A 1,096-nucleotide genomic window follows, 5' to 3' on the forward strand; every position below is an offset into this window, starting at 1 on the left:
CGGCGTCCACCGGCAGCACCGTCACGCTGGGCGCGATCACCGCCAGGGAACCGAACCACTCGCCGGTCAGCGCCGCCGGCGGCGGCAACCCCAGCCGGGCGGTGGCGTCGCCGACGGCGCGCAGCACCCTTGGTGCGGCGCCCAGGTCGCCGAGCGGCTCGATACGCACCGCCCAAGCTTGACAGAACGGCGCCCGATTCCCACCCCGGCGGCCGGCGGCCCAGGCGTCACAACCGGCTCGGGTCGTCGGCCGGTGCGGCCACCGCCCGGCCGCCGCCCTTGAGCCAGCGGTAGGAACCGGGCTTGGCCGCCTCACGCCGGATCGACCACAGGGTGCCCTTGCAGACCGCCTCCTTGACCGCGGCGGCCGCCCGGCCGCCGAGCGCGACGTTGACCGGCGTGTCGTCGGTGTGGGCGAATTGCAGCGCGGCGTCGGTGCGGCCCAGGCTGATGCATTGCCCGACGAACGCCTGGCTCAATGCGGCCGGCTCGGCACCCGCCAGGCGGCTCAACACGGTGTTGGCGGCCTGGGCGCCCAGCGGCTCGGCGGCCTGGCAGCTCATCCGCAGCGGCCGGCCCGACGGCGCGGCGGCGTCGCCGGCGGCGACGATGCGCGGGTCGTCGAGGCTGGTCAGGGTCTCGTCGGTGAGCAGCCGTCCCAGCCGGTCGGTGCGCAGCCCGCTGCGTGCGGCCAGGTCCGGCACGGTGAACCCGGCCGTCCACACCGTGGCGGCGCTGGGCACCACGGCGCCGTCGCTGAGCACCACCTCGTCGCGGCGCACCTCGGCCGCCGCGACGGCTTCGCGCACGTCGACGCCGAGCCTGCGCAGCCGCTTGGCCACCGTGCGGTGGCCCCGCTCGCTCAGCGACGGGCCCAGCCGCGGGCCGCAGATCAGCGTCACCGGGCGGCCGCCTTCGGCCAGCTCGGCCGCGGCCTCGATGCCGGTGAGCCCGGCGCCGACCACGGCCACCGGCGCGTCGGCCGGCAGGTCGGCGAGCGCGTAGCGCAGCCGCCGCGCGCTGTCCAGGTCGGCGATCGAGTACGCGTACTCGGCGAAGCCGGGCACGCCCGACGCGGTGGCGCCGGTGCTGCCGA

1 protein-coding gene and 1 pseudogene are annotated in these 1,096 nt (G+C 77.5%); both read right to left on the minus strand.

Annotated elements, in window-relative coordinates; genetic code table 11:
• Positions 1 to 169, minus strand: a pseudogene (locus A5700_RS26255) (aminodeoxychorismate synthase component I); the annotation flags it as partial.
• 58 nt (positions 170 to 227) lie between these two features.
• On the minus strand, positions 228 to 1,096 hold an 869-nt coding region (locus A5700_RS20705), incomplete at its 5' end, for an NAD(P)/FAD-dependent oxidoreductase (RefSeq protein ID WP_068204971.1).

Origin of the sequence: Mycobacterium sp. E1214 (assembly GCF_001666755.1) — a bacterium.
In the GTDB taxonomy this organism is placed as follows: Bacteria; Actinomycetota; Actinomycetes; order Mycobacteriales; family Mycobacteriaceae; genus Mycobacterium.